Here is a 24,130-nt window from a genome sequence, read left to right as displayed (position 1 = left end):
CATCCGGGGCGCAGACGGCACAATTTGCGCAAGTCTGACCCCTATATGGGGAAAGCGGGCCGCGAGTTCAAGCATCCAGGGCGCAATAATTTGCACTGGCTCACTCTTTTTGCCCCAAAAGCCCCTATTTTTCATGAAAATGGGCCCCAGACCGGGCCAGGCCTGGGGGCTGCGACCCAAACTGTCCGCCTTGTCATCTCAACCATTGCGTCCCTTGATGGGGATCGCTATGGTGACAGCCAACTTATGAGTCTGGAGTGACCCAAATGACCTTTTTTCGCTTCTTGTTTAACCTGCTCTGGTTTGTACTGGGGGGCGTCTTCATGGGACTGGCCTGGTGGCTGGCCGGGCTGCTCTGTTTCGTCTCCCTGATAGGGATCCCCTGGGGACGCGCCTGCTTCGTCATCGGCACCTTCACTTTCTTCCCGTTTGGCAAGCAGGCGGTGAGTCGCAAGTCCATGACAGGCCAGAGCGACATCGGCACCGGTGCCCTCGGGATGATTGGCAACATCCTCTGGTTCCTGGTGATCGGGGTCTGGCTCGCCATCGGCCACATCGCCTCGGCCCTGGCCTGCTTCGTCACCATCGTCGGCATCCCCTTCGGCATCCAGCACCTCAAACTCGCCCTGATCGCCCTGGCCCCCATCGGCCAGATGGTAGTGACCAATCAGGAAGCCGAGTCCGGCCGCTATATCCGTTAATTCGCCCGTCGCAGACTAGGCGAAGGCGCGGAAAAAAGGGCAGACTAGAGTCTGCCCTTTTTCATTGCCATTGTTCGAGGTCTCCATGCTTCCCAGCCATTTCTTCGCCAACCTCGCCCGCATGCGGCTCATCTACCGCTGGCCGCTGATGCGCAACATCCAGCCGGAGAACATCGCCGAGCACAGCCTGCAGGTCGCCATGGTCGCCCATGCCCTCGGCGTCATCGGCAACCGCTTGTTCGGGGGTAACGTCGATGCCAACCGTGCCGCCGTCATGGCCCTCTACCACGACAGCAGCGAGGTGTTGACCGGCGATCTCCCCACCCCGGTCAAGTACTTCAACCCCGAGATAGCCCGTGAATACAAGAAGATAGAGCTTGCCGCCGAGCAACGCCTGCTGGGGATGCTGCCCCCTGAACTGGTCGAGGATTTTCGCCCCCTGCTGGACTCGGGTGCCCAGGACGACGCGCTCGCCCGGCTGGTGAAAGACGCGGACACCCTCTGCGCCTACACCAAGTGCCTCGAGGAAATTAATGCCGGCAACCGGGAGTTTGAACCGGCCAGGAAACGCCTCGAACAGATGCTGGACGCGCGGATGAATCCCGCCATGCGCTACTTTATCGAGGTGTTTGTGGCGAGTTTTTCACTGCCTCTTGATGAATTGAATGCCCATTGATGCTGCCACTTATCATTTCCACATGATTTAACCTCACCCACACCCTTTGGAGCAGCCTTTTCAGGGTTCCCCAGCAAGCAAAAGGGCCCCGCAGGGCCCTTGTCATCATCACAGTCATCTTGAACCATCAATGCCCCAGCTCCCGGGACGGCACCAGGCCGCTCGCCCGCCAGGCGGGATAGAGGGTCGCCACCAGGCTCATCAGGATGGCGGCGCTGGTCACGATCACCAGATCCTGCATGTGCAGCTCGGTGGGCAGGAAGTCGATGAAGTAGATGTCCGGGTTGAGGAAGCGATGACCGATGAGGGTCTCGACGAAGCTCAGGATCTGGGTCAGCTTGCTCGACAGCAGGCCGCCGAGCAACGCTCCAAGCAGCGCCCCCGCCACCCCGTTCACCATGCCCTGGATGACGAAGGTGAGCCGGATCTGGCCCGGGCTTGCTCCCATGGTCTTGAGGATCGCTATCTCGCTGCGTTTCTCGTTCACCGCCATCACCAGGGTGGAGACGATGTTGAAGCAGGCCACCGCCACCACCATCAGCATCACCACGTACATGACGGTGCGCACCATCTGGATGTCCTGATAGAGGTAGCCCTGACGGCTCATCCAGCTGCTGATGTAGACGTAGTGCGGGAACTTGCTCGCCGCCGCCACCGTGATGGACTGCGCCTTGAGCACGTCATTGACCTTGAGGCTGAACCCCTCCACGTCCTTGCCCATGCCGGTGATGGCCTGGGCATCCGCCAGATGCATGAAACCGAGCAGGCCGTCGAGCTGACCGCCGATCTCCATCAGCCCCACCACGGTGAGCGCCTCGCGCTTGGGGTTCTTGATACCGCTGGCATCGCCCCCCTGGGGCAGCAACAGGGCGACCTGATCCCCTATCTTGACCCCCAGCTTGTCGGCGATGGTCTTGCCGAGGATCACCTCCTTCTCGCCGGGCTCCAGTTCACGCAGGCCACGGCCCGTCATGTACTTGCCTGCATCCGACAGGTTAGCCTCGAGCTCCGGCAGCACGGCGCGCAGCTGGACGCCCTTCAAGGCAGAACCGTGCTCCAGCAGGCCGTCCAGGCGGATCACCGGGGCCGCGGCCTCGATCCCCGGCTGGGCCAGCAGGTAGTCCCGAAGTTTCGGCCAGTTGGGCAGCGGCGCCTCCATGCCGATGAGCTCGCCGTGAGGCACCACGGAGAGCACCCGGTTCTTTAGCTCTCGCTCGAAGCCGTTCATGGCCGAGAGTCCCAAAATCAGCGCCATCACCCCGAGGGCGATGCCGATGAGAGAGGAGGCGGAGATGAAGGCGATGAAGCCGTTGCGGCGGCGAGAGCGGCTGTAACGCAGGCCCAGGAACAGGGGCAGCGGTTTGAACATCAGGCGACCTCCGCCATGACGCCGCTCACCAGGGTCACCCGTCGGTGCAGCTTGGCGGCGAGGCTCAAATCGTGGGTCACCACCACGAAGGCGGTGCCGAGCTCGCGGTTCAGCTCGCACAAGAGCTCGTAGACGGCGGTGGCGCTGGCGTGATCCAGGTTGCCGGTGGGCTCGTCCGCCAGCACCAGGCTGGGCTCGTTGACCAGGGCGCGGGCGATGGCCACCCGCTGGCGCTCGCCACCGGAGAGCTCGGAGGGCCTGTGATTGAGGCGATGGGAGAGCCCCACCCGCCCCAGCATCCGGGTCGCCTTCTCGCTGGCGCTTGCCACCGACTCGCCGGCGATGAGCAGCGGCATGGCGGTGTTTTCCAGCGCCGTGAACTCCGCGAGCAGGTGGTGGAACTGATAGACAAAACCCAGCTCCTGATTGCGGAATCGGGCCTGGGTACGGCTGTCCCAGTGGTGAATGTCCTGACCATTGAACAGCACGCTGCCGCTGCTGGGGTTATCCAGCGCGCCCATCAAATGCAGCAAGGTGGTCTTGCCGGAGCCCGAGCTCCCCACCACCGCCAGCATCTCGCCGGGGGCCACGGACAGGTCTATCCCCTTGAGCACTTGCGTCTCGAGATTGCCCTCTTTATAGACATGGTTCAGGGCCTCACAGCGCAGCAGCGGCTCGCGGGACGGATTGTCGCGGGACTCGGCGCCACGCACTACAGGCTCATTCATAAAAGGGGCTCCGCTTGGGGAAGTAATAACAGAAGAATTATTCATGACGCAGTGCCTCGGCCGGTTTGACCCGGGCCGCACGGGCCGCCGGGTAGAGGGTGGCACTGAAGCTCAGCAGCACGGCGCCGAGCAAGATGGTGATGACCTGGGCGGGCTCGACGATGACCGGCAGGCCCGAGCCCCCCGCCGCCATATAGAGGTTGAGCCCCACCGCATTGAGCAGGGGGTTGAGACCAAGGGACAGCCCCAGTCCCGCCAGGCCGCCAAACAGGGCGCCGATGACGCCGCTGGACGCCCCCAGCACCATGAAGATCTTGACGATACCGGACTCGCTCATGCCCATGGTGCGCAGGATGGCCACCTCCCCTTCCTTGTCGGTGACGACCATCACCAGGGCCGAGAGGATGTTGAAGGTGGCGACCGCGATGATCAGCACCAGCATCAGCCCCATCATGCGCTTCTCCATGGCCACCGCCTGGAACAGCTCGCCGCGCTCCCGGCGCCAATCCTGCCACTCCAGCCCGTCAGGCAGCGCCGTCTTGATCACCTCGTCGGCGGCGAAGGGATCGTCCAGCCAGAGGCGGATGCCACCGACGGTGTCATCCGGCAGGCGCAACATGCGTTGGGCATCACCCAGCGCGATCAGTGCCACCTGGCTGTCCACGTCGGCCCCGACCCCGAAGATGCCGGAGACGGTGAACAGCCGCTGGGCCGGTACCCGGCCAAACGGCGTGAAGCGGGTGCCTTCGGTCAGAATGAGGCGCACCTGATCCCCGAGCGACACCTTCAGGCGATTCGCCACCCCCTGCCCCAGCACGATGTGGTATTCACCCCGTTGCAGGCTGCTGAGCTGCCCCGCCAGCATCTGGGCGTGGAGGATGTCATCTTTCGGCCAAAGCGCCGGGTCGATGCCCTGCACGCTCACCCCGGTCAGCTGACCCGGGCTCTGCAACATGCCTTCGCTGTCGAGCATGGGGGCATGGGCCACCACGTGAGGCAGCCTGGCCAGGTCCGGCAGCCCCTCGGGCGCCGTCTCGATACGGCCGGCGGGATTGGTCACCACCACGTGGGGGATCACCCCGAGGATGCGCCCCTTGAGCTGCCCCTCGAAGCCGTTCATCACGGAGATGACCACCATCAGGGCGGCGACCCCGATGGCGATGCCGAAAGTGGAAAACAGGGAGATGAAGGAGACGAAGCGGTTACTGCGTCGCGAGCCTGCATAACGCAGGCCGATGGCCAGCGACAATGGCTGAAAAAGTCCAGTCTTCAAGGATATCTACGTTGCCAACAAAATAAGATACCGGATAATAAAGGCAAACAGACTAGGACAACAAGGGATAGCCTCCATGCAGGAACAGTTCTTCAGCGTCACCCATGCCACGCCGGTCAATGTGATCCCCATGCCGGCCGACTTCCATCTGCCGACGCTGGAGGCGCTGGACGCCGAACTGCCAGAACCCTTTCGCATCGCCTCCGCCATCACCGCCATCGATCTGGTGAGCAGCCGGCTGCTGCGCAGCCAGAACGAGTCGATGCACGATCTGGTCGAGATCGTCAATCAGCAGTCCCGCAAGATAGACATGATCATGGGCTATGTGCTGGCGGTGCAGGATCACCCGGAACACCGCTTCCACACCCTGCGCTTCGGCGCGGGCAACCTTGTCTACCTGCACCCGCGCCAGGGGCACGGGGAGCCCCCCCGCCCCCACCAAATCGTGCGGCTCAAGATCTTCTTGCGGGAAGAGGCTTCCGCCGTCTACTGCTACGCCGAGGTCAAACAGCTGGAACCGGGCGAGCATGGCACCCAGGTGCTGCTCGACTATGTACGGATCCGCGAGGATGACCGGGAGCTGCTGGTGCGTGCCAGCCTGCACGTGCAATCCAAACAGCTCAAGCTGCGGGCCCAGGAGCGCCAGCGCTAATTCCGGTCTCATCGCCAACGTCAACGTGAAAAGAATCGAACGATGCCAATGACAATCCCCGCCTTGCCCGCCAAAGCGGGCCAGAAGATCACCCTTGGCCAGCTGGTCGGCAGCAGCCTGGCACTGGTCGCCGCCCGTCTCACCCAGCAATCGGATCGCCCCGTTCTGCTGGTCACCGCCGATACCCCGAGCGCCCTGCGCCTCGAACAGGAACTGCAGTATCTGCTGGCTGACAAGGGCTGCCCCGTGCTGCTGTTCCCGGACTGGGAGACCCTGCCCTACGACACCTTCTCCCCCCATCAGGACATCATCTCCCAGCGCCTCGAGACCCTCTACAAGCTGCCGCAGATGAGCAGCGGCGTGCTGATCGTCCCCATCTCCACCCTGATGCTGCGCTGTGCCCCCCGGGTCTATCTGGACAAGTACAGCCTGCTGGTCAAGGCGGGCCAGCGCCTCAACCTGCAGCAGTTGCGCGGGCGTCTGGCCGAGGCCGGGTATGTGGCGGTGGAACAGGTGCTGGAGCACGGCGAGTTCGCCGCCCGCGGCTCCCTGCTGGATCTCTTCCCCATGGGCAGCAACAGCCCCTATCGCATCGACTTCTTCGACGACGAGGTGGACTCCATCCGCCCGTTCGATCCCGAGACCCAGCGCTCCAGCGAGCCGGTCAAGTCGGTGAGCCTGCTGCCCGCCCGGGAGTTTCCCACCGACGAGGGAGCCATCGAGCTGTTTCGCGGCCAATACCGGGAGCAGTTCGAGATCTCCCGCGCCGAGGGCTCCATCTATCAGGAGGTGAGCAAGGGACGCTGGCCCGCCGGCATCGAATACTATCTGCCGCTCTTCTTCAACGAGACCGCCAGCCTGTTCGACCATCTGCCAGGCAACACCCTGCTTCTCACGGTGGGAGAGATTTATCCTGCCGCCCAGCGCTTCTGGAACGATATCGGTCAGCGCTATGAGGACAGACGTTGGGATAACACCCGTCCTTTGCTGCCGCCCCAGCAGATCTATCTGCCGGTGGAGCAGCTGTTTGCGGCGCTCGGGGACTATGGCGCCGTGCGGCTGCAGGCCGACGCCACCGATGGGAGCGCCGGTCAGCACAACCTGGCCACGGCTCCCCTGCCGGACTTGCAGCTCGATCACAGCAAGGAACAGCCCCTGCTGGCACTCAACCAGTTCCTGCAAGGCTTTGATGGCCGCACCCTGTTCTCCGTGGAGTCCGAGGGACGACGGGAGGTGCTGGGTGACTTGCTGGCGCGCATCAGCGTGCAGCCCAGGGAGTTCACCTCCCTTGAAGCCTTCGTGGCCAGCACCGCGCGCCATGGCCTGCTGGTCTGCCCGCTGGAGCGAGGCTTCCTGCTGCGCGAGCCGGGGCAGGAGGAGCTCGCCCTCATCACCGAGACCGAGCTGCTCGGCGGCAAGATCCGAAGCCGTCGCGCCCGGGACAAGAGCAAGAACTTAAGTTCCGATGCGGTCATTCGCAACCTCGGCGAACTGACCCAGGGTCAGCCCGTGGTGCACCTGGATCACGGGGTCGGCCGCTACCTTGGCCTCGAGACCATCGACGCCGGCGGCCTGCCCACCGAGTTCCTGACTCTGGAGTACGCGGGCGGCGACAAGCTGTTCGTGCCGGTCACCAACTTGCATCTCATCAGCCGCTACACCGGCTCGGACAACCCGCCGAGCCACAAGCTCGGCGGCGAGGCCTGGACCAAGGCGCGGCGCAAGGCGGCGGAGAAAATCCGCGACGTGGCGGCGGAGCTCTTGGACGTCTACGCCATGCGGGCGGCCCGCCACGGCTTTGCCTTCAAGCACGACAAAGAGGCCTATCGCCAGTTTGCCGCCGGCTTCCCGTTCGAGGAGACCGAAGATCAGCTCAACGCCATCAATGCGGTGCTCGGCGACATGTGCCAGGCCAAGAGCATGGACCGCCTGGTGTGCGGCGACGTGGGCTTTGGCAAGACCGAAGTGGCGATGCGGGCGGCCTTCGTGGCGGTGCACGGCGGCAAGCAGGTGGCGGTGCTGGTGCCGACCACCCTCTTGGCCCAGCAGCACTACGACAACTTCCGGGATCGCTTCGCGAACTGGCCGGTGCGGGTCGAGGTGCTGAGCCGTTTCCGCTCCGCCAAGGAGCAGACCGCGGTGCTCAAGGAGCTGGCGGAAGGCAAGGTGGACATCATCATCGGCACCCACAAACTGCTGGGGTCCGATCTCACCTTCAAGGATCTGGGTCTGCTCATCGTCGATGAGGAGCACAGATTCGGGGTACGCCAGAAGGAGAAGATCAAGGCGCTGCGGGCCGACGTGGACATCCTCACCCTGACCGCGACCCCGATCCCGCGTACCCTCAACATGGCCATGTCCGGCATGCGGGATCTCTCCATCATCGCCACCCCGCCCGCCAAGCGCCTAGCCATCAAAACCTTCGTGCGCCAGCAGGAGCCGGCGGTCACCCGGGAAGCGGTGCTGCGGGAATTGAAGCGGGGCGGTCAGGTTTATTACCTCCACAACGACGTGGAGAGCATAGAGCAGTGCGCGGCGGATCTCGCCACCCTGGTGCCGGAGGCGCGCATCGGCATCGCTCACGGCCAGATGCGCGAGCGGGAGCTCGAGCGGGTGATGTCGGACTTCTACCATCAGCGCTTCAACCTGCTGGTGTGCACCACCATCATCGAGACCGGCATCGACGTGCCGAGCGCCAACACCATCATCATGGACCGCGCGGATCATCTGGGCCTGGCCCAGCTGCACCAGTTGCGGGGCCGGGTCGGCCGCTCTCATCACCAGGCCTACGCCTATCTGCTCACCCCCCATCCCAAGCTGATGACCAAGGACGCCGCCAAGCGGCTCGACGCCATCGCATCGCTCGAAGATCTCGGGGCGGGCTTTGCGCTCGCCACCCACGATCTGGAGATCCGCGGCGCGGGCGAACTGCTCGGGGACGATCAGAGCGGCCAGATCGAATCCATCGGCTTCACCCTCTACATGGAGCTGCTGGAGCAGGCGGTGGAGGCGCTCAAGCACGGCAAGGAGCCCTCCCTGGATCAGCTGATGAGCCAGCACACCGAGGTGGAGCTGCGCCTGCCCGCTCTCTTGCCGGACGACTACATTCCGGACGTCAACATGCGCCTCTCCATGTACAAGCGCATCGCCAGCAGCCGGGACGAGCAGGAGCTGCGGGAGCTCAAGGTGGAGCTCATCGACCGCTTCGGCCTGCTGCCGGAGGCGACCAAGACGCTGATGGAGATAGCCGCCTTCCGCCAGCGGGCCACGGCCCTTGGCATCCGCCGGGTGGAGATGAGCGATCGCGGTGGCTACCTCGACTTCAGTCAGGACACCAAGGTCAATCCGACCTATCTGGTAAAACTTCTCTCCGAGCAGCCACGTATCTATAAAATGGATGGACCGACCCGCCTGCGCTTCCAGGTGCCGAACCAGGAGAGGGCCATGCGGCTCAAACTGGTGGACTCCCTGCTGGCGGACTTGGCCAAGCACGCCCTGCCCTGATGAGCCCCGCTTGCTGGTCTGACAAGCAGTGCTGGCTGGCACAACGCCATTGAGTCAGTACGCCAGACCACTCGTCGCGCGGCCATCCATGACCCCCCAACAAAACGGGAGCCCTGAGGCTCCCGTTTTTATCTGTCTATCCTGCTCGTCATGCCTGGCCCCCTTGGGTTGCCAGCGCCCTGCGAGCCATTCATCCCTGATTGGCCGGATCCTCGTGGGCGGAAAACTCCCGCATGAAGGCCTCGGCCCTGTCCACCATCTTGGTGGAGCCGACGAAGTAGGGGGTGCGCTGGTGCAGGGCGGTGGGCTGGATGTCCATGATGCGGCCAAAGCCGTCCGAGGCCTTGCCACCGGCCTGCTCCACCAGAAACGCCATGGGGTTGCACTCGTAGAGCAGACGCAGCTTGCCGTTCGGGGAGTTGGTGCCGGACGGATAGATGTAGATGCCGCCCTTGAGCAGGTTGCGGTGGAAATCCGACACCAGGGAGCCGATGTAGCGGGAGGTATAGGGTCTGTGGGTCGCCTCGTCCCGCTCCTGGCAATATTTCAGGTACTTCTTCACCCCGTCCGGGAACTTGATGTAGTTGCCCTCGTTGATGGAGTAGATCTTGCCCTCCTCCGGGATGCGGATGTTCTCGTGGGAGAGGCAGAAGCAGCCGATGGAAGGGTCATAGGTGAAGCCGTTGACCCCGAAGCCCGTGGTGTAGACCAGCATGGTGGAGGAGCCATAGACCACGTAACCGGCGGCAACCTGACGGTTGCCCGGCTGCAGGAAGTCCTCCAGGGTCACCCCGGCCCCCGGCGTGCTCACCCGGCGGTAGATGGAGAAGATGGTCCCGACCGAGACGTTGACATCGATGTTGGAAGAACCGTCGAGAGGGTCTATCAGCACCACGTACTTGGAGTGGCGGGAGAGCTCGGAATCGAAGGAGACGAAGTCCTCTTCCTCTTCGGAGGCCATGCCGCACACCTCGCCCCGGGCTTCCAGCGCCGCCTTGAAGCGCTCGTTGGCGTAGACGTCCAGCTTCTGCTGCACCTCCCCCTGCACGTTTTCGGCTCCCATGGAGCCGATGATGTCCGCCAGCCCCGCCTTGTTGATCTCCCGGTTCACCACCTTGGCAGCCAGGCGGATGGAGCTGAGCAAGGAGGTCAGCTCGCCGGTTGCGGTCGGGTAGTCCGCCTGCTTTTTGACGATGAACTCGCCCATGGTGATCATGTTTCGCATTCTTCTTCCTTTAGGATCGTTTCCGTTGGCCTTGAAAACGTTTGCAAGCATCGACAAAAAAAGTGCCGATCCTCGGCTGCGTTGTTTTGTAACCTAATGTAACGTCTGTTTTTTGTTTTTGCAGCGAATTAAGGCGGTGATTGTCTCGCCAGTTCACGCCAGAAAATGGCGTCATACTGGGGAAAATAGGGCGTCAACCGACCTCTTTCACCACCTTAATTCGTAACAATAATCCAACCCCCGTTACCGCCGTTCTCCGGCCCCTCCCCATTCGGGAACAGGTCCATGACACCCTCCAATCCCTCCTTGAGATCTGGGGCTCAATCCCGCACACTGGCTTGGCTTTGGAAGCAAAAAAACATAAGGATATTCAATGAAAAGGACACTCATTGCCGGCACGGTTGCCGCCCTGATCTCTCTCCCCGCCCTGGCGGCACAGGTGCCTGCCGGCACCCAGCTCCTCCCCGCAGCCCAGCAGACCTTCGTGCGCAACATCGGCACCGAGCCCGCCTCCATCGATCCCCAGATGGTGGAGGAGAGCGCGGGCAGCGAGATCGTCAACGATCTGTTCGAGGGACTCTACACCCTGGACGGGGATGGCAAGCTGCAACCCGCCGGCGCCCTCAGCTATGAGCTCGACCCCACGGGCACCATTTATACCTTCAAGCTCAGACCCGACGCCAAGTGGTCAAACGGCGAGCCGGTCACGGCGGCGGACTATGTCTATGGCTGGCAGCGGGCGGCTGATCCCAAGAACGCCTCCAACTACGCCTGGTTCATCGAGCTGACCGGGGTCACCCACGCCAGCGAGGTGGTGCAAGGCAAGGCCAAGCCCGATGCCCTCGGCATCAAGGCCCTGGATGACCATACCCTGCAGATCACCCTGAAAAACCCGGTCCCCTTCTTCTTGAAGACCCTCTCCCACTACACCACCTTCCCGGCGCCGAAGGCGACCATCGAGAAGTACGGCAACGAGTGGGTCAAGCCGGGCAACATCGTCTCCAACGGCGCCTTCGTGCTCAAAGAGTGGACCCCGAACGAGCGGCTCATCTCCGAGCGCAACGTCCACTACTGGGACAATCAGCATACCGTGCTGAACAAGGTGATCTATCTGGAAATCGTCTCCGATACCGCCGCCTTCAACCGCTACCGGGCGAGCGAGGTGCACTACACCAGCTATCCGCTGGAGCAGTACAAGCAGATCAAGAGCCAGAGTCCGCAAGAGCTGGTCAACGTGCCCCTGCTTGCCACCTATTACTATGTGTTCAACACCCAGCGTAAACCCTTCGACAACCCCAAGGTGCGCAAGGCGCTCTCCTTGGCCATCGACCGGGATACCATCACCGAGAAGATCCTGGGACAGGGGCAACTTTCCGCCTTCAGCCTGACGCCACCAAGCGTGGACGGGTTTGAACTCAAGCAACCGGCCAGCGAACTGATGAGCAAGGAGGCGCGGATCAAGGAGGCCAAGACCCTGCTGAACGAAGCGGGCTATGGCCCGGGCAAGCCGCTGGACGTGGACATCCTCTACAACACCAACGAGGGGCACAAGAAGATTGCCCTGGCCATCGCCTCCATGTGGAAGCACAACCTGGGGGTCAAGGCCGAGCTCAACAACATGGAGTGGAAGACCATGGTGTCGACCCTGAATGAGGGAGACTTCGGGGTGAGCCGCTACTCCTGGAACGGGGACTACAACGACGCCTCCACCTTCCTCGACATCATGACCTCCAGCAGCAGCGCCAACAGCGGCAAATGGCACAACCCGCAATATGACGCCCTGCTGGCCAAGGCCCATGACTCCCAGGACGCGGCCGAGCGCAATCACCTCTACCAGCAGGCGGAAGCCCTGATCGATGCCGAAGCCCCCATAGCCCCGGTCTATTTCTATGTGAAATCCCGGCTGCTCAAGCCCTTCGTCAAGGGCTACCCCTATCACAACCCGCAGGATCTGGTCTACTCCAAAGACCTCTATCTGACGGCCCAGTGAGCCGGCCACAAAACAAAAAGACCGCCTGTTGGCGGTCTTTTTTTCTTTCTACCGGGGTTTCAGTCGTCGGAGCAACCCGCCATGGCCAGCCGGGTACGGCGCCGCAAGATGACCGGTTTGACCAGCAACTGCGCCAGCAAGACCCCCACCAGCGTCATGCCGCCGCCGATCAGGTGGTAGCTGGTGAGCCGCTCCCCGAGCCAGCTGATGGCCAGGGCCGCCGTCATCACCGGCAGCAGGTTCATGAAGATGGCGGTGCGACTCGCCCCGAGCAGGGCAATGCCTTGCATCCAAAGCCAGGGCGAGAGCGCCGAGGTCGGGATCCCCGCATAGAGGATGAGCCAGAGGGCGCGATGATCCGGCCATTGTCCGTCCACCAGCAGGTAGAAGGGGGTGAGGAACAGGAGGCTGCACAGCACCTGGCCGTAGAACAGGGTCCAGCTGCTCAGCCCCAGATCCCAGCGCTTGAGCAGCACGCTGTAGAGCGCATAGGTAGCCGCCGACAACAGCATGTAGATGTAGCCGATGTGAATGCCCTGGGTGAACATGCGAGCGGGATCCCCCTGCCCGAGCAGGATGGTCAGCCCGAAGATGGAGATAACGCCGCCGAGCAGGGCCCCCCAGGTCGGGCGCTCGTGCAGCAGCCAGATGCTGAGCATCACCGTCATCAGCGGTGTCAGCCCCATCATGAGGCCTATCTCAGTGGCCCCCAGGGTCTGGGCGGCGTAATAACCGAAGCTCTGGTTCAACACCATGCCGAGCAGGGCCAGCATGGCAAGCTTGTAGAAACCGGCTTTCAGCCGCACTCGCTCGCGCCAGGCGCGGTGGGCCAGGAAGGGGGTCAGGATGATGGCCGCCACCACCCAGCGCGACCAGGCCAGGGCCGCCGGTGAGAGCACGCCCACCGCCAGCTTGCTGACAATGCTGTTGCCGGCCCAGATGGCCATGCAGGAGAAGGGAAACAAGAAGGCAAGTGGCATCGCTAAATCCAGAACAAGACAGCGGGTATTTTGCGGGAGTATAGAGAGGCAAACAGGATAAGCAAGCACCATCATCGGCGGCGCAAAAAGTCATCGACAGCCGGTAACAAAGATTGCCACAGCGATTTTCAAAACGGCGTTTTCGGAGGACTTGAAACAATCATGCCCGCACGAGGGCGGGCATGAGGGGGAACCTATCCGGGCGTGTCTGTCACGCCGCATCCATGTGCAGCCTCGAGATCAACTCGTTGACCTCAAGCACCGTCTGGCGATGGGGAATGTCGGCCGCCATTGGCATCAATAACAAGCCCGACTGGAAATCGAAGCGCCCCCTGCCGTGGATGTAGATCCGTCCCTTGAAGAAAGTTTTGACATGTTTTGCCACCATCAGCGGCAGGTATTTCTTGAACACTCTCATCGTTTGCAACCTCTTGCAGTTGTATCCGTATGACAGCAGCTCCTGCGAAATAATTCCGTTAAATTTATATAAAATACCGGAAAAATCGCCCATCTCTTCCCTAAAAAACCATTCTGTAACTTATTATTAACTTTTATCGTATTGTATGCGGCCCTTCCAGCCAGAGCAATACCCCCTTGTCATCTTGCCACTCGATACAGGCCATGCCGGAGGTGGCAAACATGGGCGCCCCCGCCGCCGGACAGAGGCTCTGCACCAGATAGCCCACCAGCGGCAGATGGCTGACCATCAGAATGTTGTCATGGCGGCTCGCCAGAGCGGTGAGATAGCTCGCCACCATGGCCGGATCCCCGTAAGGGGTGATATCGCCACTCTCCTCGACGCTCTGCGCCTTTGGCAGCTCGGGAGCGATGCCCTGCCAGGTCTGTCTGGCCCTCAGATAGTTGCTATGAATCGCCAGACTCAAGGGACCCGTCAATTGGGGAGCCAGCCAGCGAGCCATATGAATGGACTCGTCACGGCCTTGCTCGGTCAGGGGACGCTGTTCATCCGTTTTTGCATTCATGCCAGCCTGGCCATGACGCATGATGTAGATCTTCATTACAACCTCGCCCAGGGGGCCTGTTTAAATAGCGGGGGGATCTTACCCCGCCGTGCCGGGGGAAACAATTGCGCTACCTCTCAGAAAAGGGTTTGCCTCGTGAGATAGCGGCGTCGATAATCATGTTTAAATTCAAATAAATTCACCGCGAGTCAGCCCTCATGAGCCCACATGCCAGTCCCAACGACCATAGGCGGTATCACTATCTGGAGCTGGCAAACCGGCTCAGGGTCCTGCTGATCTGCGATCCCGATACCGACAAGTCCGCCGCCTCTCTGGCCGTCAATACCGGCCATTTCGATGATCCCGCCGACCGCCAGGGGATGGCCCATTTCCTCGAGCACATGCTGTTTCTCGGCACCCAGACCTATCCCAAGCCCGGTGAATATCAGCAGTTCATGAGTCGTCACGGGGGCAGCAACAACGCCTGGACCGGGACCGAGTTCACCAACTTCTTCTTCGACATCGACAACGGCTTCTTCGAGGCAGGGCTCCATCGCTTCTCCCAGTTCTTCATCTGCCCCACCTTCGCCACCGAGTGGGTCGACAAGGAGCGCAACGCGGTGGACTCCGAATACCGCCTCAAGTTGCAGGACGATGTGCGCCGCAGCTATCAGGTACATAAAGAGACCGTCAATCCGGCCCACCCCTTCTCCAAATTTTCGGTGGGCAACCTCGATACCCTGGCCGATCTGCCCGGCCGGGATCTGAGATCCGACCTCGTTGCTTTCTACGAATCTCACTACAGTGCGGATCGCATGGCGCTGGTGATGATCTCCCCCGCCCCCATCGAGACCCAGCTCGGCTGGTGTGAGCACTACTTCGGCCCCATTCAGGATCGCAACCTCGGCGAGCCGACCCTGTCGGTCCCCCTCTATCGCCTCGAGGATCTCGGCATCCGCATCCAGATAAAACCGGTCAAGGAGACCCGCAAGCTGGCGCTGACCTTCCCCTTGCCGAGCGTGGATGCCTACTACGACAAGAAGCCCCTCACCTTCCTGAGCCACCTTATCGGCTACGAAGGGGATGGCAGCCTGCTCTCCCTGCTCAAGGGCAAGGGCTGGGTCAATCAGCTCGCCGCCGGCGGCGGGATCAGCGGCAGCAACTTCAAGGATTTCGGGGTGAGCTTTGGCCTCACGCCCCTCGGTCTCGAGCACGTGAACGAGATCATCGAGGCGCTGTTCGGCTACCTGAAACTCATCGAGCGCGATGGCCTGGAGGCCTGGCGTTACGACGAGAAGCGCAGCGTGCTGGAATCCGCCTTCCGCTTCCAGGAGCGAGGCCGGGCACTGGACACCGCCTCCAGCCTGGTGCTGAACCTCTTCAGTTACGCTCCGGCCGATCTGCTCTACGGCGACTACATGATGCGCGAATATGACGAGGCGCTGCTGCACCGCTTCCTCGCCAAGCTCACCCCCCACAACCTGCGCATGACGGTGCAGGCGCCGGAGGTGAGTACCGATCGCCTCGCCCGCTGGTATCAGACCCCCTACAGCGTCGCCCCCATTCCGGAGGCGCTGAAAGTCCGCTGGCAGCAGAGCGAACCGGACTCCAATCTGCATCTGCCCGCCCCCAACCCCTTCATCAGCAGCCGACTGGATGCGCGCACGCCCCCCTTGCCTGCCGACATGCCCGCCTGCCTGGTGGACAGACCGGGTTTTCGACTCTGGCATCTGCACGAGCACCTCTTCGGGGTGCCCAAGGGCAACCTTTATATCTCCATCGACAGCGAACATGCGGTGAAGAGCCCGCGTCACATCGCCATGGCCCGCCTCGCGGTGGAGCTGCTCCAGGATCACCTCAATGCCCTCACCTACCCGGCAGAGCTCGCAGGGCTCGGCTACCAGATCTATGCCCACCAGGGGGGCTTTACCATCAACATGAGCGGCTTTGCCGACAAACAGCCCCTGCTGCTCGACATGATCCTGAGCAACCGCACCTTGGGTTACCCGGATCCGGCTCGCTTTGCCGAGATAAAAGAGCAGCTCATCCGCAACTGGGAGAACCAGTCCAAGACCCGCCCCATCTCCCAGCTGTTCAACCAGCTCACCAGCCTGCTGCAACCCAACAATCCGCCGTTCGAGCAGTTGTTGCGCCACCTGCGCACCATCGAGCTTGGCGAGATGCCCGAGTTCGTCGCCCAGCTGTTCGCCAAGGTACACGTGGAGACCCTGGTGCACGGGGACTGGGATGTGGGCGAGGCACTGGATCTCGCCGCCCTGCTGGAGCGCCACTTGGGCGACAACAGCCAGCCCAGTGCCGAGACCCGCCGCCCCCTCATCTCCATCCAGGACAGGGGTACCCTCATTCGTGAGCAGGGTTGCGAGCACGAAGACTCGGCGCTGTTGGTCTATTACCAATCCCGCACCGTGCGGGCGCGGGATCTCGCCTGCTTCACCCTGGCCAACCACATCATGTCCTCCACCTTCTTCCACGAACTGCGCACCCGTCAGCAGCTCGGCTACGTGGTGGGGGCCGGCAACCTGCCCCTCAATCGCCACCCCGGCCTCATCTTCTATATCCAGTCACCGGTGGCGGGGCCGCAGATCCTGCTGGACGCGGTGGAGGAGTTCATCGACCTCTTCCCCATCGCCATGCTGGAGTTTACCGAGCAGCAGTGGCAGGAGAGTAAGGCGGGCCTGCAGGCCCAGCTCAGTGAGCGGGATGCCAACCTGCGCAGCCGCGGCCAGCGGCTCTGGGTCAGCATTGGCAACAAGGATCTCGGCTTCGATCAGCGGGAACGGGTCTGCGAGGAGGTGGGCAACCTCAGCCGCGCCGATCTGGTACGCTTCATCACCCAGTTGCGCTCCCGAACTTCGGACAGGCTGATCCTCTGCAGTTATGGCCAGGGCCATGAGCACGACGATCGGATCACCGGCCAGTTCATCGACGATCCCAGAGCATTTCGCCTCGCCGCCACCACCTTCGAGGCGTAACAGCCTCTTTTCACCAAACCGCAGATAATAAAAAGCCGACCCCTGGGGGTCGGCTGGAAAAACCATTAGCAATTGCGACCTGGGCCGCCAAAGTGAACATGAGCGTGAAAATCAGACACTGAGCCGATGACAGGTCAGGCGATGAAACCAGAGCGCGCCGACCGAAACCTGACAGTGATTGAGAAACAGAGCCATCTTAGACAGAGCCTCTCTCCACCACGTTGATCTACATCAAAGGAGGTAAAAAGAGTCTCACGCTCCTCACCAAGGGGTCCCTAGCCCCGGCGCGTCAGCCGGTAGGCTACCTCGTCAAAATAGGAGAGCTGACCCGAGATCACCCTGGGGTGCTCCTGCTCGCTGGCCCGGCCCAGCACCTCCACCGCGAAGTCCCGCTCGAACAGATGGCGTACCTCCATCTCCCCCACCGAGAACGGCGGCTGCTTCTGCTGCTCCGGCTGATACTCGAGGGTCACCAGCAGGATCTGTCCGCCTGGCGCCATCAAGCGGCTCATCAACTGGGCATACTCCCGGCGCATGGCGCTCGGCAGCGCGATGAGAGCCGCCCTGTCATAGGCCTGTTGGTACTGGCGCCCGAGGGCGGGGGCCGCAAAGAAATCCCCCTGATGGATGCGCAGACGATCGTGTTGATGGCAGCGATAGGGGCCGACCTCGGTCACCGTCTCGGTCAGCCGGTTTTCACTGAAGAACTGCTCGATGGCAAGCTCGGAGAGCTCGAAGCCATCAACGGGATGGCCCTGGCCACTCAGCCAGAGCATGTCGCTGGACTTGCCGCACAGGGGCACCAGCACGGTCTCCTCTTCTTGCTCAGCGGACCAGCCGACCGGCAGCCAGGGGTTGACGTCCGCCTGATGGAAGCCTATCCGGTTCTCTTCCCACTTCTGATGCCAAAATGCCGCTTCCATCCTCATCCTCTCGCCATCTGCAATGATGCATCAATATCACAACTTCACCGGGGCGGTGCAAGCCCTGTCGACCCTGTCTTGGCCATTTCATAACGGCCATCGTCAACAACATAAAATATGCATCCAAATCACTTTAACAGGTTCCTTTGACTACCCATTTGCCACCTTGCGACACAATACCGTCAGGACTCAGATCCCGCAGTCGTTTATCCCATCAGCGGCGCCCTCTCGGTGCGCAACGAACACAGCGCATCGTCAAGCCGGGAGCCAATCTCGGCAAAGCTCGGTCGCAAGACCACCTCCGGGCGCTGGCATTCGTTCGCCAGTCGATGGAGCGACTCGCACCCGGCGGCTTTCGCCGGGCACAGGGCCAGCAGCTCTTCGAGCAGGCAGCCGAAGGCGCGCACCTCCAGCCGCTCCAGCGCGGCAGCCAGCACGGCGTCTGCCAGCGGATAGCAGGAGGCGGCGCCGAAATCCCCGAGCAGCACGGCCCCCTCCCCATCATGGAGCAGGTTGTGACCGTAGAGATCCCCGTGCATCACCCCCAACCGGTGCAGATGGGCGGCGGCCGAGGCGACGTTCCTGACCATGGCGAGCGCCGCCGACAACGAGAGTGCGAGCCCCTCCGGGTAGATGTCCCGGGTGCAGGAATCAAGGCTCGGCGGCCCCGCCAGGTTCTGCATGTGAGGGCTGACCAGCGTCATCCCGAGCGCCGGGATCCCGGAGGGGTGATCATCCACCCGCCCCAGCACCCCGATGAGCGCCGCATGCTGACCCGCCGCCAAGGCGGCCTTCATCTCGGCCGCCGGCAGGCCGTCGCTAGTCACCGCCCCCTTGAACAGCTTGAGGGCCAATGCCACTGGCTGGCCCACTGCGGGGCGCCAGGTCGCACGGTGAATGGCGCCGGACGCCCCCTGCCCCAGCAAGGCGCCCAGCTCGAGCTCGTGCCAGGGAATATCGGCAACCGCGTTTGCCCTCTTCGGCTCCCACCCCTCGGCGAAGGGATTGCCCGCGTAGGCGAGCCAGGCAAGGCGCGGCAAGGCGAGCAGCCAGGTGGGGAACGTCTCTATCCGGTTCGCGGCGATACGCAGTAGTTCGAGCCGCTGGCAGTGGACGAGGCTCGTGGGCAGCGCGGTCAGGCGATTGCCCGCCAGCATCAGTTTTTGCAAGGAGGTACACTGACCCAGTTCGTCCGGCAGGCGCTCGATGGCATTGTCGGTCAGGATCAGCCAGCGCAGCCTCACGGGCAGCGACTTGGGGGAGACCACTTCAATCCGGTTGGCCTTGAAGCCCACCATGGAGAGCGCGGGGCAACGCCCCAGCACCTCGGGCAGTGCGGTGAAATGATTCTCGGAGCAGAAGAGGATGCGAAGCTTGGTGCACTCGGCCAGTGCGTCCGGCAGTGCAGAGAGCTGGTTGCCGGTGAGATCCAGCACCTCCAGTGTCTCTTTGAGGCTCAAGATCTCGAGGGGGAAGGTCGTCAGGTTTTCACAGAGCTTGAGGTGACGTGCACCGTTCAAGGAGCCTGCGCGCAGCTGTTCCAGGGTATGCATGGCAATGTCTCTTTCGGGGTGGCCGGCTATCCGTCGTGATGAAGCAGGCCATCTGCACCGCCGGGCCTTGGCCCGGCAGCCATGAAAAGAGGGGCATTATAAAGAACTGGCGCCAGAGATCTTCTGGTTTGTTACGCCACTGGCGGATCATGTTGCAAGCAACCTGATTGGAATGCACGACTCCTTTAACGTCCAGCTGCTTGCCACGGACTGACATTGATTATCTGAAACACCAGAACCCTGGCGCTGAATCTCACGGTTAAAAGAGGGGCAAACAATGACAACCGAAAATATCGTTCAAGGTCAGATAACGCCCCTCTGCCTGCCGCTTGGTCAATCCGGCTTTCTAAGTTTGAATGCCAGATATAGCGATAACGCCCCGATCAACAATATGAAGTAAAAGACAGCATGAACCCCCTGGGACAGGGCCGCGGTTTCACTGATATCCCCGCCACTCACCAGCAACTTATCGGTAACTTGAGACATCAAGGTCACAGAAACCGCAGAGCCAATGGCTCCCGATACCTGATATAGCGTGTTCCACACCGACGAACCATCCGCATAGAGTGTTTTGGATAAGGCACTCAGCGCCGTCGTTTGAGCAGGCATGATAATGCAGGTCACCCCGCAGCAGAGGCAGGTAAATGCGATGCTGATCTTCCATGCTGATGTGGACTCATTGACGACACCGAGGAAAATTGCGGCACTCAATAGAATAAATACAGCTCCCATGACGGTAAATACTCTGGTGTCATAGCGGTGATACAAGTTTCCAACAATGGGTGACAACACGACATTTGCAATATTTCCAGGAAGAAGGAACATGCCTGCCAATGCTGCCTCCAGCTTTAAAACATTCATAAAATAAATGGGCAACACTATCGCTGTGGCCAGCACACTCATGATGCTTAACATCATCATGAATAACCCTATTGAGAACTCACGTTGGTTAAAAACACGAAAGTTTATCATGGGCAATGTAATGCGCCCTTGCCGCCATGCAAACAGGATGAGACTGGTAATCCCCAGCATCATTGGTAACCAGAGCGTTGGCGACAGCAAGGGCGTTTCTGCCATGATGGACAGGCTGAAAACGACCCCACCAAACCCCAATGCTGATAGCGCAATAGAGATCACATCTACCTCAGGCTTGCTGATGTCACCGATGTTCTCCACGACACTCAGAGTCATCATGAATATCATCATATAAAGCAAAGCACTGATTATAAAGATGGCTCGCCAGTTCACGAATGTAATTATGACGCCAGACAATGTAGGCCCAATAGCGGGAGCAAGCGTGATTGCGATGCCAACGAACCCCATGATGGCAGCATGCTTTATTTTAGGAAAGGTAACCAAGGCGGCATTGATGAGTACGGGTAGAATGATGGCTGTACCTATCGCATGCACAATACGGCCAATCATTAGCGTGATGATGCTGGTCGCAACAGTGGCGATCACGCACCCAATGAAGGAGATTAGGATTGCGTTTAGAATAAGGCTTCTCGTATTGAACCATTTAGTTAAAATGGCCGAAACAGGCATGAAGATGGCCAAGGTCAATAGATAGCCAGTCACCAACCACTGTGCAATACCCGCAGTAATCGAAAACTCGTCCATGAGCGTGGGCAGCGCCATATTCAATGCTGTTTCGCCAAACAAACCAGAAAAGGTTCCTATCATCAATACCATCAACATTAGATAGGGTGATTCAACCTGTTTCTCTGGCTTTTCAAATGTGTCACGAGTCATTTTTTAATCCGAACTGTCGGTTGCTTGATAAGCTCACATAAAACAACCGCCATTAAATATCCTTAATGGCGGTTGCTTCATTTCACTTGATGTTTGTTACATTGCTTTATCGAAGAAATCACCACCATATGCCTGTGCAAAGTGGTAAGACGCCTTGCGCTCGGCCAGACGGAAGAACTGTTCAATTTCATCCGCTGACAAAGTCACAAATGACTTCGCTTTGATGGAGAGCTCTTCAAAGGCGGTCTGTGACAGGCTCTCAATTTTTTCCAAATCATACCCGACGAGCTGGCCATGGCGTTTACGGATCATGCCGTCAGCGATAACGGTATCGACATCGCTACTCTTCGTCATTTGCGCAACACTGCCAGCCACATTCATTGTCGGAGAGAAGCCTTCATGATGGCGAATGATAATAATGTCGGCTTTTTTATCTATGGTTAATGAGCCGATCTCATTCTCCATTCCCATTACCTCAGCACTGCCCAGAGTGGCCCAATGGAGTGCTTCACGCACGGTTGGCGTAATGACGAATGGCATGGTGTCACGCTGGTGAACCTTGTCATTGGCCAGGGCTCGCTCAATTTGCAATGCAATATTCAGCTGGGTGAACAGATCGTCAGTCGTTACCCCCGTCAGGTCGGTCCCCAGACCAAAGGGAATATTATGTTCGACGCAAGGCCGATAGGGCAGGAACCCCATCCCCATTTGCAATTCACTGGACGGTGTACTGACGACATACCCACCTGTCTTTGCAATCAGTTTCCAGTCTTCACCGGTTAATCCATTACTGTGTGCATGCAGGTGGCCCGGGCGCAACAGACCGTGATCATCCAGTTCTCGCAGGCCACGCAGTAGTACCGATGTTTTCGCCGCCCCCGTGTGAGAAACACATTTTATTCCCAGCTCGTCAATCAGATTGATCTGTTTGACTGTCGACTCGAAATCAACGGTACCCAAGTCAGAAATGAGCATCCCCATTTTCAGGCGATCTTGACCATTGAACTGGGTTTTCGAAATATCTTTCGCATTATCCAGGCGATCTTTCATGGATTTAAAACCGGCTGGTTTGAAATCATATACCTGCATGCCATAGGCATAGATGCCACGAATACCGCTATCCTTCATGGCCTGGATCGCATTCACCGCATGATCAGGAGTATTCACACAGTCATTGATCTCATACACAGTGGTTGTACCCGCATTGAGAGCACTCACGTTACCGCCAAGCACGGCGGCATACATGTTGTCTGCGGTAAGCACACCACCGAAAGCGTAAAACGTATTGATCAGAAAAGCCGGCAAGGACTCTTCTGTCGACACCCCACGGAAAAGAGACATCCAGTTATGGCGATGAGCATCGACCATCCCAGGCATGACGATGGCACCATCGGCATCAATAAACTCCGCATCTTCGTGACTGTCAAATTCATGGGGGTTTCGACTCACGCCTTTAATGAGGTTTCCCTCAATCAGCAACGCACCATTATGGATATCACCCATGGCCTTATCCATAGTGATAAAGACACCACCCCGAATAACTTTCTTATGCTGATTCATACAGTACCTTCATTAATCCAGAAAATATTAAAAGTCACATTGCAACCAGTGTTTTTATTTTTAACACCATCACCACAGTAAAATGTTTTAAAGATGAATGGTTCCCTATCTGAGCATCATCAGGAATTCATCTTTCAATCTCATGGTGAAATTATAAAAACACTCTATTCAAGTGTCAGTGGACAATCCGGACAAGATATTGCTCAATCCGGCCAAGGTTGAATAAAGGTAACGGTGATACGGTTCAATCACGCAGGCCGTGATCCCATGCATATGGAGGAATATTTTGAGAGAAGGTTCATCTGCCTCATTGAATGGCGCAAGGCATTCACCAAGGGGATGGCTTGTCTGGAATAAACCTGCCTTGGAGATACCCTGTGCCCGCAGCGGTCGCTCACCCGGGCCCTAAGGACACATAGGATTGCTGCTTGCGTATCGCTTGCCCACCCCTCTTGACTCAACCGCATCAGCCCTCCCCTGGCAGGCGAGCAATATGTCACCACATTCGCAATGCCCGATAAGGATTTATCGAGCGAATAATAACCCCACGACTACGCTGCTGACGAAACGACCTCAGGCCCCCACCAAAGAGCAAATTTTACTCACGAACGATTGGAAAAAGAAAAGACGCCCTAGAGCGTCTTTCTTATTGATGATGTTTGGGATCAACCGGTCGGTAGCTTTTCTCCTTCCCCGGCTTGTCCCACTACGGATCAGATCGGGGTGATGGAGGTTATCTGGGCAGTGCCTTCCAGAGATTGGAAGATCTGCACTACGGCTTCCCCGTGGATGGGGTTGGGCAACGGTACCGTGCTCTTGCATTTGAAGCGGTAGTTGGTGCCGGCGACGACCTGGGTCGAGGCCTCAAAGGGTGTGTACTGCACCCCGACAAATCCTGCCAGCGCTTGATTGAATACGGCCTGATCCTTGGTGCTCAACTTATGGTAGGCAGTCCATCCGCCCAACAACACTGCTTGTTCTGACATAACTAACCCTCCGTGATCTCTTGTCCCTACTCGTTTGGCTGTTCGGGTTCCGCTCCGTTGATTCAAGTGGCACCAGGACTCCACCGGGGCCATACCAGAGAGTGGTATGTCCGGTGCCGACAGCGTACATGGAGGCTTTGCTGTCGCCATCCTCCCCTTCTGCCACGACCGGCGCCTTACAGAGCAGGTCTCAATTGGCATGGCAGAGCCTAGCGCGTGATCCATGATCCCCCTTGTCATAGATCACAGAGACAAGAAGGCGAGAAAACGGCTAACGAACAGAAAAGTGAGGCGCAAACGATT

Annotated in this window: 18 protein-coding genes; 6 read left to right on the top strand and 12 right to left on the bottom strand. The window is 59.8% G+C overall.

All coding sequences use genetic code 11. The features are described 5' to 3' along the window. Positions 1–266 precede the first annotated feature (266 nt). Both ACW5W7_RS03535 and yfbR read left to right on the top strand, forming a co-directional pair. On the top strand, positions 267–701 hold the full coding sequence (locus ACW5W7_RS03535) for a YccF domain-containing protein (protein ID WP_349922086.1): 435 nt from the start codon (positions 267–269) through the stop codon (positions 699–701). Between the two features lie 85 nt (positions 702–786). After that, a complete protein-coding gene (gene yfbR / locus ACW5W7_RS03530; protein ID WP_456500786.1) occupies positions 787–1,377 on the top strand; it encodes a 5'-deoxynucleotidase in 591 nt (196 codons plus the stop codon). Between the two features lie 127 nt (positions 1,378–1,504). Here the strand turns inward: yfbR and lolE are convergent, their stop codons facing one another. From lolE to ACW5W7_RS03515, 3 genes are read right to left on the bottom strand one after another with little or no spacing between them, the layout of a single operon-like run. Next, the gene (lolE, locus tag ACW5W7_RS03525) at positions 1,505–2,746 is read right to left on the bottom strand and encodes a lipoprotein-releasing ABC transporter permease subunit LolE (RefSeq protein WP_456500785.1); all 1,242 of its coding nucleotides are present in this window, start codon (positions 2,744–2,746) and stop codon (positions 1,505–1,507) included. Then, complete coding sequence (gene lolD / locus ACW5W7_RS03520) at positions 2,746–3,474, bottom strand: lipoprotein-releasing ABC transporter ATP-binding protein LolD (protein WP_349922083.1); 729 nt, start codon at positions 3,472–3,474, stop codon at positions 2,746–2,748. Before lolD ends, lolE begins: the two co-directional genes overlap by 1 nt. A gap of 37 nt (positions 3,475–3,511) precedes the next feature. Next, positions 3,512–4,747, bottom strand: a complete 1,236-nt coding sequence (locus tag ACW5W7_RS03515; RefSeq protein WP_456500784.1) for a lipoprotein-releasing ABC transporter permease subunit — start codon at positions 4,745–4,747, stop codon at positions 3,512–3,514. Positions 4,748–4,823: 76 nt separating this feature from the next. Between ACW5W7_RS03515 and ACW5W7_RS03510 the strand changes: the two genes are divergently transcribed. Beyond that, complete coding sequence (locus ACW5W7_RS03510; protein WP_349922081.1) at positions 4,824–5,399, top strand: PilZ domain-containing protein; 576 nt, start codon at positions 4,824–4,826, stop codon at positions 5,397–5,399. 48 nt (positions 5,400–5,447) lie between these two features. After that, positions 5,448–8,903 carry a transcription-repair coupling factor gene (gene mfd, locus ACW5W7_RS03505; RefSeq protein ID WP_456500873.1) on the top strand — a complete coding sequence of 1,152 codons (3,456 nt, stop codon included), beginning with the start codon at positions 5,448–5,450 and terminating at the stop codon, positions 8,901–8,903. Between the two features lie 190 nt (positions 8,904–9,093). Here the strand turns inward: mfd and fbp are convergent, their stop codons facing one another. Next, entirely contained in the window at positions 9,094–10,128 is a 1,035-nt protein-coding gene (gene fbp, locus ACW5W7_RS03500; protein WP_100858471.1) for a class 1 fructose-bisphosphatase, read from the bottom strand. Between the two features lie 373 nt (positions 10,129–10,501). Here fbp and ACW5W7_RS03495 point away from each other — a divergent pair, with 373 nt between their 5' ends. Beyond that, positions 10,502–12,118, top strand: coding sequence for a peptide ABC transporter substrate-binding protein (locus tag ACW5W7_RS03495; protein WP_456500783.1), 1,617 nt, complete (start codon positions 10,502–10,504; stop codon positions 12,116–12,118). A 59-nt stretch (positions 12,119–12,177) separates the two neighbouring features. On the opposite strand, the gene ACW5W7_RS03490 is transcribed toward ACW5W7_RS03495, so the two are convergent. From ACW5W7_RS03490 to sixA, 3 genes are all read right to left on the bottom strand, one after another. Then, complete coding sequence (locus ACW5W7_RS03490; protein ID WP_456500782.1) at positions 12,178–13,098, bottom strand: DMT family transporter; 921 nt, start codon at positions 13,096–13,098, stop codon at positions 12,178–12,180. Between the two features lie 211 nt (positions 13,099–13,309). Next, complete coding sequence (locus ACW5W7_RS03485) at positions 13,310–13,516, bottom strand: DUF1107 domain-containing protein (protein ID WP_349922445.1); 207 nt, start codon at positions 13,514–13,516, stop codon at positions 13,310–13,312. Between the two features lie 133 nt (positions 13,517–13,649). Beyond that, the gene (gene sixA / locus ACW5W7_RS03480) at positions 13,650–14,117 is read right to left on the bottom strand and encodes a phosphohistidine phosphatase SixA (RefSeq protein WP_456500781.1); all 468 of its coding nucleotides are present in this window, start codon (positions 14,115–14,117) and stop codon (positions 13,650–13,652) included. Between the two features lie 161 nt (positions 14,118–14,278). Here sixA and ACW5W7_RS03475 point away from each other — a divergent pair, with 161 nt between their 5' ends. After that, entirely contained in the window at positions 14,279–17,053 is a 2,775-nt protein-coding gene (locus tag ACW5W7_RS03475) for an insulinase family protein (RefSeq protein ID WP_456500780.1), read from the top strand. Between the two features lie 275 nt (positions 17,054–17,328). Here the strand turns inward: ACW5W7_RS03475 and ACW5W7_RS03470 are convergent, their stop codons facing one another. The 5 genes from ACW5W7_RS03470 to ACW5W7_RS03450 form a co-directional block, all read right to left on the bottom strand. Next, positions 17,329–17,976, bottom strand: coding sequence for a thiopurine S-methyltransferase (locus ACW5W7_RS03470; RefSeq protein ID WP_456500779.1), 648 nt, complete (start codon positions 17,974–17,976; stop codon positions 17,329–17,331). 206 nt (positions 17,977–18,182) lie between these two features. Continuing rightward, positions 18,183–19,529, bottom strand: a complete 1,347-nt coding sequence (locus ACW5W7_RS03465) for a protein kinase (protein ID WP_456500778.1) — start codon at positions 19,527–19,529, stop codon at positions 18,183–18,185. 333 nt (positions 19,530–19,862) lie between these two features. Beyond that, positions 19,863–21,281, bottom strand: coding sequence for an MFS transporter (locus ACW5W7_RS03460; RefSeq protein ID WP_456500777.1), 1,419 nt, complete (start codon positions 21,279–21,281; stop codon positions 19,863–19,865). A gap of 96 nt (positions 21,282–21,377) precedes the next feature. After that, the gene (locus tag ACW5W7_RS03455) at positions 21,378–22,841 is read right to left on the bottom strand and encodes an amidohydrolase family protein (RefSeq protein ID WP_434667760.1); all 1,464 of its coding nucleotides are present in this window, start codon (positions 22,839–22,841) and stop codon (positions 21,378–21,380) included. Between the two features lie 713 nt (positions 22,842–23,554). Then, positions 23,555–23,827 carry a hypothetical protein gene (locus ACW5W7_RS03450; RefSeq protein ID WP_349922071.1) on the bottom strand — a complete coding sequence of 91 codons (273 nt, stop codon included), beginning with the start codon at positions 23,825–23,827 and terminating at the stop codon, positions 23,555–23,557. Positions 23,828–24,130 lie beyond the last annotated feature (303 nt).

This window comes from Aeromonas intestinalis (genome assembly GCF_054052485.1).
Note: the sequence above shows the minus strand (reverse complement) of the source record. Positions and strands in the feature narration are given on the sequence as shown.